Source organism: Stenomitos rutilans (assembly GCF_059505485.1).
The window spans coordinates 22853-30645 of record NZ_JCACKR010000125.1; the positions used below are offsets into that span (position 1 = coordinate 22853).

Sequence of the window (7793 nt, forward strand, 5' to 3'; positions counted from 1 at the left end):
ATGTATATACATATAATTATTACGAGGTTCTGTCAAGGCTTCATGGGGCGATTGCCTAGGTTAGTTGCGGCGCGGGGCAACTGACCCAATGTCCTCAGCCAAGGCTCAAGAGCAGCAGAGTTTTACGCTTTTGAGCTGACCAACACGACACCACAAACAATCAGACTCAACCCAGCCAGGTGAGCCAACGGTACAGCCTCCTTAAACCAAAAATGCCCCATGAGCACGGAGAAGATGTAGACCAACGCCGAGGCTGGACCCGCCACACTCAGTTCAGCGCTCGTTAACACGAGAAAGTACGCGATCGCCGACACAGCCGAAAAAGCAACACCCGCCAGCAGCTCTGGAACTGCCATTGAGTGCCAAAAGTGCTCCCAAAAGTTGTTACCGTCCACTCTCCCTAACGTGACACCACCTGTTTTCAAAAAAAACTGCACGGCAACATTAGCCAAGATCGAAACGAGCAAGAAGCTCAAGGCTTGTAAGTTCACCGTTGTCTCTACCATGAGCAGGTCACTTGCTATTGTGTGGCAACGGGAACCGATCAAGGCTCTGCCGGAAGAGACGTTTGTGTTCAAGGTCTGTCTAAACCGCCCGAACGGCTGTACCTCGGGTTCAGTGAGTAGTCGTACAAAAAACTCACGCTAAGGCTGAAACAATTACTGGGCAGGTATTCCCAAGGACGGTTCTCAGCCTCGCTGAGGCGCGCCAATGAGCTTTAAGTGAGACTGAGGCGAACAGAAAGGCAGGAAGGTGCCAAATGACCAAGAAGTCTTACCTAGACCGAGTTTCGGCAAAGTAATGAGCCATTTTTCTTCAACCTGCACTCTTGCTGCGCTTAGCAATTAATCAACGCAATCGCCTCTCTCATCCTCACTGATCGCGATTCTGAGTGCAGGGATTGCCATTAGCATCCACAAAGTTGCATTGTCCAGTGGTAGAAGCGTTGTTCTCCTTGGAATTAAAGACAGGCGGCGCGACGACATTTGATGGAGAGGCGACAGCGGCAGTGCTGGAAGCCTCTCCAGGCTTTTTGCCACAGACGTTAGTGACATTGATCGCGCTGCTTCCCTGAAATTGAATATAACAAAGTGGAGTATTTTCCTCTAGACGTGCGGCTGGTCTCGCTGGCAGTGATGGTAGATCCGCGATCGCCGACGCAGCGTAGCAACCGGGGCAGGCGAGCGCCAATCCAATGACTAGAGAGAAACGCCTCAACATGGCATCAGCCTGAATAGAAAGTCTTAGAACGTCAACCGAAATAACCCAATCTGCATCACGGCTTGCGTTGAAATGCCGACACCCAGCAGTGTGATCACCAGTGCGCTTAGAGCGGGTAATAGTCGTGCAATCCGGTTTTGGGATGGCACCCGCTCAAACAAATGACGAGCGCTCACCAACAGCAGGCCAAGCGCCGTCAGCGTTCCCGCTAAACCCAGGCTAAAGACCAGTACCAGCAGCAAGCCAAAGCCAACACGACCGAGTGCGATCGCGCTCAAGAGCATCACCAGGGCAGACGGGCAAGGCACCATCCCGCCCGAAACGCCCAACGCCAGCAAACTGCGCCAGGTGACAGGGGCACCATCATTAGAAGGCGGCAAATGTGAATGCACATGCCCATCGCCATGATCATGGCTGTGTGGATGGTGGTCATGCCGATGGTCATGATCGTGCGGATGGTGATCAATCTGTGCGGTGGCATGACTATGCGCTGCTCCATGATGAACATGCGGATGATTGTGGTCTGCATGGACGTGAATGTGAGCAGATGGATGCCCCGCTACTACTTCACCCTTTGCAGAAACAGGCAGATGACGATGTGAAGGCTTGCTGGAATGATTCTTCAGCAGCACGTTTGGAGCGACGCGGTTTTGACGCAAACGGTACATGAGTTGGCGCAGCCCAATATCCACCACAATCAAGCCAGAAATAAAGCTGAGCCAGGGATATAACCGCTCTGGCAGCACATATTGGGAGAAAAACAAGGTGCCCAGTCCCAGTGCAAAAACCCCAGCCGTATGGGTGATGGTTGTGGTCAGCCCGAGAAAGACAGCATGTTGCGGCGTAGCATGAGCACCCACTAAGTAAGCACCCACGATCGTTTTACCGTGTCCGGGCGACATGGCGTGCATAGCTCCCCAAACAAAGCAACCGACGATGATTAAAGGAATACCGCCCGCAAAATACCACGGCAGACTCTGCGCCAACGTCGCGTCCTTGTTCTCTGGGCTAAAAATGACACTTTGCGTGTGTCCAGGCGTACTGATTGTGGTTAAACAACGGGCAGTCGCCACGCCAGGTAGGAATAAATCGTAGTGCAGCGTCACTCCTTGTACAGGGTGTGACCAGGCGTAAGTGAGCTTGAGTGTGCTGTGCGTACCCGCCGTTACCTGCTGCTCAGGCGGCAGAACCGCAGTGTCAGTCGGTGCTACGGTGAGCGCACCACGATCGCCCTTGCTATCGGTCAGGTGAATGCGATCGCCTAGAAAAGTCGTTAATGCCGTTTGGTGGGCGTGTACCTCAGCGGGAGAAAGCGTCCCATCCTGGTTCGTGTCTGCTGTTGCAACCAACCCCGTCGGAAACGTGAGCGTGATGTGTGTCGTTGTCTTGCCAACGTCTACATTTGCCACTGCTAAATCTGCCCAATGCGCCTGACCTGGTGTTGCCAGCGCGACCGACAGCAGCAATGCTCCCAACAAGGAAAAGATACTAACCCTTACCAAGCCCCATTTACCCTTCATACCCTACTCCCTACTCCCTACTCCCTTCCTTAATTCAATCCGAGTAGCCCCACGCCCAGCCCCAAAGCCTTTTGAGCCTGTTGATCAAAGGTGGGATCGGTGGTTTGAGCCGCTTTGAAAAATGCTTCTGCCTGAGTGGTGTTGCCCAATGCCTGCGCGATCGTCCCAGCGCGCTCAAACAGGGCAGCATCCCGAATGCCCCACCGCAGCGCTTCTTGCATTGCTTGCTGTGCCTCTTGCCAGCGACCTAACCGGGATAGCACCCAGGCAAGCGTATCCAGCGTTTCGGCATCGCGTCGGACTCGCACTTCTTGCTGCATCAGGTTGAGGGCTTCGGTTAGATCTTGCGGTTGCCCCCGTTCCAGCAGCAGCCGTGCCAGTTCGCGTCGGTGTCCAAAGTTGGTCAGATCGCGTCGTAAGCGTGCTTCTGCGCGATCGCGCCATTCACTGGCGCTCTTTGTGTCACCCTGCAACGCTTTGACCCGCGCCATGCCCCGAAAGACGATGTGATCGTAGATTGTGGGCGATCGCTGTGAGGTGAGAAAAATCTTGTTGTAGAGGTCTTCGGCAGCGCTGTAATGTCCCCGTCGGACTTCTAGTTCTGCCAGGTTCAGCACGGCTGGCGGATATTGCGGTAAGACGCGGAGCGCTTCCTGGTAGAGCTTCTCTGCCATCTCCAGTTGCCCCCGCTTAAAGTACAGCCGTCCCAGCACCGTGCGTGCCCAGACAGAGCTGCCCGTTTCTTCTGGCTCTTCGGCTGCCAGACCCTGCTGGAAGGCTTGCAGTGCGGTCTGATCGTTGCCTTGCGAAACATCGACCAGCGCTTGGAGAGTTAAAGCAGCGAGATCGGGGTTTTGCACGACCAGGCGATCGGCTGCCTGCCTCGCATCCGCTACCTTACCCATCGCCAGATTCGCGGTTACCTGAACGGTTAACGTATTTTCGCTGGGGGTTGTTCTCTGGGCAAGCTTCAGCGCTTCTCGAAAGTCGTGTTTAGCCGTAGCGACCCTGCCAAGCGCCGTGAGTGCATCATCGTTTGCAAACGGCAACTTCACCAGCGACTCTTTCGCCGTTTGCTCTGCTAGCAGATACCAACTGGTTTCCCCAGTTGCCCGTGCCATTTTGATGTATGCTTTGGCAAGCAGGGCACGATTCAAACCGCCGTCTGGATCAAGGCGAATACGCTCTTGATAAAAGGCAATTTCTTGCTCTAGTTTTTGGGTGACACTGCCTGGTAACGGTCGCTCAAAACTGTACCGATAGGGTGCAGCAAGCTTGGCACGATCGAACGCTGTCCATAGATTCAAGCCGATCGGAATGGCAAGCAGTAGGCTGGCGATCGGCAGCACAATCAGCGGTCGTTTACTAAAGCGAGTTAGTAGTGCCTGCCCAGCTTTGTTCTGACCATACGCCATCGTTTACGTCCCCCTTGTTGGTCGATGCATCGATCGTCATTGAGCCTGTGAGGGCAGAACATTGCTGATAGTGGTTTATGACTGACTCAGCAATGCTCTGTTCTGTGTGGAATTAAGGCTCTAATTCGGCAGCGCCAAATAAGGGAAAGCAGGCACTAACGGATGATGCCCCTGAGAGGGATTACCCAGCGCACCGTCATAGGAAACGTTGTCAGTTGGAAGTGCTCCATTGGTCACCACACTCAACGTAATATCAATGACATCATCCTTCAAAAGACGACCGCGAATCGGGCTCCCTTTCGCATTGAGGGCGTTGGCATAACCGCTTGCTCCCGTCGTATCAATCCGCATTACGTCCGGTAAAAACGCTCCCAGTAGAGCATTTGCGCGGGCATCGCTGTTGCCGACTGCCAGTAGCGTTTGCTTAGCTTCAGTGACGATCGGTGCCGCAATGTTGGCGGCTGGCTGTTGACCTGCCAGTGCCGCCGCGACAAAGTCAGGTCCAACGCTGTTGTAAGCATTCAGCAACGCGTTGGTGCGTAAAAGTGCTTCGTTAATGCCAGGACGAGCCATTTGCTCTACCTGCGTATATTTGCTGTTTGTGCCAGGAACCGAGATGGTTTCCCACACGTCAAACACTTTGGCTTGGCTACCACCTTGCAAGAAGCTGATGGGCAACCGCACCGCGATCGCATTGACGTTATAACCCTTCGCAAAATCGATCGCGGTCGCTGGTGAGCGGAAGCCTACGGCGGGTCCGGTGCCTGCCGCGCCTGCTCGTACCCGAAAGTACTGCTCAACATCAAAGAAGAACGGATCTTCCCGCAAGCCGGCAAATACAGATAGGTTTGTACCTCCTAAAGCAACTTGATTCACAATTGGCGCTGCGCCAGGATTAGCCGCAAGGGGCGTTGTTTTACCGACCACGGCTGTTTGCGTACTGCCATCACGGATGGTCGTCAGTCTGATCTCTTGCTGGTTGTTGTTGTCGGGCGCACCAAACTCAAAGCGCAATAGTACGTCAGTTTGCCCGGTTGGTGTGGCATCCTTGTCGGCGTCACGCGTCACTTTAAATTCGTAGCGGGCGCGAGTGCTGAAGTAATACTGCTGACGTGCCAGCGATCGCGGATTGGTATTCATGACGAAAATCAGATCGCTGTCTGCTGCACTCGGATTCTGGTCTTTCTCACGAAAGACGTACAAATCCGTCAGGTTCAGGTTGCGACCTTTGGTGTCCACTTCGCCATCATCATGGTCAGACGATCGCACATACTGCGTCACCACACCAGCGGTTACAACTACACCCAGCGCCATCAAGCTCATTCGCACAGGTGCCGCTGCTAAAAAACGCTGCCAGGGAGAGCGTTTCGCGTTTGAATCTGTTGCCGTCTTGGCTTTTGAAGGTCGGGGCTTTAACAACATAGTGGTAGGTTCCTGAAAAGAGTTGAGATGCGGATTCATCAATGCGAATGCTAGTGAGTGGCGACTTGAGACAGAGCGAGCCATTAAAGGGCGCGACTGTCGCTTGTCCAATCCCCCCTATCTCCGGTGCAAAGAGATCTATTTCTGCAAAGCGATCAAACAGGCGATCGCCGCTTGAGTGACTTTCTCACCTGATAGCCAATGCATAAGAGACCAGCTGCAATGGTGCCAACAATTTCGCTTGGCTCTGGTACACCAGCCGCATTAGCCGTCACGCCCGTAAAGCTGATCTGATAGTCGCCGCCTGCGGTGCCATCACCCGTAAACCCAGTCAGAGGTGCGGCTGACCCTGAACCATTGGCGGCAAGAATACCGCTGGCATCTGGGCTGCCAAAAATGCTGCCGCCCGCACTGATGGGGTTGTAGCCAGAGCTGGCGATCGCGAGAAAATAGGTACCTGGTGCTACTGGCGAAAAGCTGCCCGATGGCAGTGAGGCTTGAGCCGTACCAAAACTGTCATCGTTACCATAAACACCTCGACCGGCCGCATCAAACAGAAAGAGTTGCGGATCGGGAAGCAGCGCTGTAGGTGACCCTAACTGCTGGTCGATTGGCAACTCGATCAAGGTATTAGCATTGATTGTGGTTGCCGAAAAGGTCTGACCACCCGCCAGCACAAGGCGAAATAGATTGACTACATTTGGGCTCGAAAGCGTTCCAGTGATGGCATCTAAAGACTGTGTGCCACCCGGAATCACTTGAGCCGTATCCAGCGTCTGCCCCGTATCACCAACCTGGCTAAACGTTACAGCCTGTGCCTGTACGGCGGACAGTCCGACCGCAAGAACGGAGACAGCGACTGCTGGCGCTAACTTGTGCATAAAAACGTTCCTTAAAACTGAGTGCGTTATGGTATCCAAATCGCCCATGAACGGTGCTACCAATTTGACATCACAAACGAGCGCAGTCTCGACCAGAGCGTTGCCGGCTCGAGAAACTACGGAATTACGTTTGCGAGTACCAAATCGTTGCAGAGCTCCAATGCCCTCCCCCTGGATACGACCGAGAGATCAGATTGGATTTAAATCAGCTTCAACATTCACTACTGAGCTTTTATCGTGCCGATGGTTTATAGCGTCTGATTTGGGGTAGCATCTGTGATCCGCTCAGGTTTAGCGATGCTTTATCCGCTTCCAACACCGATACAAAGTTGCAGCACAACCCGCTCGAGACGAGAGTGAAAAAAGTTGGGGATCTTAACGATGCGGTAACTGTCAAACAGGCTGCTCAAAATAAGGATTGGTCTAGAATCGGACTATATCGCTATTGAGCTATCGTCTGAAGCCCCTATTCTCTCGTTGCACAGCGGGCGGATTAGCAACAGTAGATTGCAGGTTTCACCCTTGCCCTTCTGCGGCGCGGCAGTCTGTGTGAAGACTCGGAAGAGACGCTATAAGTGTACGACTTTGAACAGTTGAAACGCTTCTAATGGCGCTTTTTTGATTTCTGACTCTAGTTTTCACACAGTTTGGCGCGGGGCAATTAACCACGACACTTTGCGTGGGCGGCATCCAGCCCCGCCTCACTCTGCAGCGCGCCTAACTGCTTTACCCCTGTCCGGCTCCAAGGCAGGCAGCAGCGCACTCGGTAAGGTGAGCAGCAACGACGCCAGGACGCGAATTTGCTCCTCAAGCGACAGCCCCTGCCACAGCAGGAGCCGCTGATGTGGTGCCAACCACACCAAGAACACCTCACTGATCGATTCCAGCAGTGGCACCGCCTCACAGTCTGCAACCAAGTTGCTCACAACCTGTTTCACCCCAGTGATCACTTCCGCTTCTGACGCACTTAGCGGCATACTGGCTGGTTTACTACTTTTGCTATCAGAGGTCTCTAGTAGCAAAAGTAGTAACTTCCAGATCTGCGACACCCGCTGCTGCGAATAACCAATCATGGCTGCAATGGCTGTTTGCGTCACCTTCTCGCCTTGGACGCGCAACTGCTCTACAGCCGCCTTGGCTGCCAGTAAGAGACGCTCCTCCCGACTGGCAGCCTCCAGCGTAATCATTGCGGCTTGCACCTGTTGCGTTGGGCAGTTCAACTCAAAATCACTGAGCAGAATCACCTGAAGTGACTCCTCCGGTCGGCGATGTGCCCGTAGCCGCCCGATCGCCTGCTGGATATCCGCTTGAATGGTGCGTGCCACAAACGCTTG

The 7793-nt window shown here is 53.8% G+C and carries 7 protein-coding genes; all 7 read right to left on the bottom strand.

The window, feature by feature from the left end:
• Nucleotides 1–122 precede the first annotated feature (122 nt).
• Nucleotides 123–506, bottom strand: a complete 384-nt coding sequence (locus tag AC5JLP_RS26785) for an EamA-like transporter family protein (protein ID WP_496070896.1) — start codon at nt 504–506, stop codon at nt 123–125.
• A 367-nt stretch (nt 507–873) separates the two neighbouring features.
• The gene (locus AC5JLP_RS26790) at nt 874–1221 is read right to left on the bottom strand and encodes a hypothetical protein (protein ID WP_496070897.1); all 348 of its coding nucleotides are present in this window, start codon (nt 1219–1221) and stop codon (nt 874–876) included.
• A 23-nt stretch (nt 1222–1244) separates the two neighbouring features.
• Nucleotides 1245–2741, bottom strand: a complete 1497-nt coding sequence (locus AC5JLP_RS26795) for a nickel/cobalt transporter (RefSeq protein ID WP_496070898.1) — start codon at nt 2739–2741, stop codon at nt 1245–1247.
• 29 nt (nt 2742–2770) lie between these two features.
• Complete coding sequence (locus AC5JLP_RS26800; RefSeq protein ID WP_496070899.1) at nt 2771–4156, bottom strand: tetratricopeptide repeat protein; 1386 nt, start codon at nt 4154–4156, stop codon at nt 2771–2773.
• Between the two features lie 120 nt (nt 4157–4276).
• Nucleotides 4277–5578, bottom strand: a complete 1302-nt coding sequence (locus AC5JLP_RS26805; RefSeq protein ID WP_496070900.1) for a DUF4331 domain-containing protein — start codon at nt 5576–5578, stop codon at nt 4277–4279.
• A gap of 155 nt (nt 5579–5733) precedes the next feature.
• A complete protein-coding gene (locus tag AC5JLP_RS26810) occupies nt 5734–6459 on the bottom strand; it encodes a DVUA0089 family protein (protein ID WP_496070901.1) in 726 nt (241 codons plus the stop codon).
• 701 nt (nt 6460–7160) lie between these two features.
• Nucleotides 7161–7793 (bottom strand): hypothetical protein (locus tag AC5JLP_RS26815; protein ID WP_496070902.1); only part of this gene is annotated, 633 nt, incomplete at its 5' end.

What these genes read in the sequence shown, in the direction of transcription:
- AC5JLP_RS26785 (WP_496070896.1), bottom strand. Translation starts at nt 506, where the DNA reads ATGGTAGAGACAACGGTGAACTTACAAGCCTTGAGCTTCTTGCTCGTT.
- AC5JLP_RS26790 (WP_496070897.1), bottom strand. Translation starts at nt 1,221, where the DNA reads ATGTTGAGGCGTTTCTCTCTAGTCATTGGATTGGCGCTCGCCTGCCCC.
- AC5JLP_RS26795 (WP_496070898.1), bottom strand. Translation starts at nt 2,741, where the DNA reads ATGAAGGGTAAATGGGGCTTGGTAAGGGTTAGTATCTTTTCCTTGTTG.
- AC5JLP_RS26800 (WP_496070899.1), bottom strand. Translation starts at nt 4,156, where the DNA reads ATGGCGTATGGTCAGAACAAAGCTGGGCAGGCACTACTAACTCGCTTT.
- AC5JLP_RS26805 (WP_496070900.1), bottom strand. Translation starts at nt 5,578, where the DNA reads ATGTTGTTAAAGCCCCGACCTTCAAAAGCCAAGACGGCAACAGATTCA.
- AC5JLP_RS26810 (WP_496070901.1), bottom strand. Translation starts at nt 6,459, where the DNA reads ATGCACAAGTTAGCGCCAGCAGTCGCTGTCTCCGTTCTTGCGGTCGGA.